This window comes from Phyllobacterium sp. SB3 (genome assembly GCF_040009165.1).
Classification (GTDB): domain Bacteria; phylum Pseudomonadota; class Alphaproteobacteria; order Rhizobiales; family Rhizobiaceae; genus Phyllobacterium.
In genome coordinates, this window is record NZ_JBDYKI010000043.1 from 1 (window position 1) to 255 (window position 255).

The window sequence follows — 255 nt, forward strand, 5'->3', positions numbered from 1 at the left end:
CTATATACCGACACAACGAGGGCGGGGCGCCGCTGGCGATTGCCGAATGCGCCCATAAGCCAGGCGGTTTTATTGACTGCGATCGTTGACGGAATTAGAGAGCGTTTTGATGTTTCTCTTTGCGGATTGGGCAGTGATGCCTGGTTTGTTTTTCCGGTTTTGTTGGTTGGGTTTGTGCCTGACTGGTGGGGCTGGGTTGATATTTGGGCGGTGATCTGATCATGGCCGGTTCTTTGAAAATTGCATACAGAAGAA

1 protein-coding gene is annotated in these 255 nt (G+C 51.0%); it reads left to right on the top strand.

The genetic code is table 11. The features are described from left to right. A partial coding sequence (locus ABKW30_RS29305) for a hypothetical protein (RefSeq protein WP_348602493.1) occupies nucleotides 1–219 on the top strand: 219 nt, incomplete at its 5' end. Between the last annotated feature and the right edge of the window lie 36 nt (nucleotides 220–255).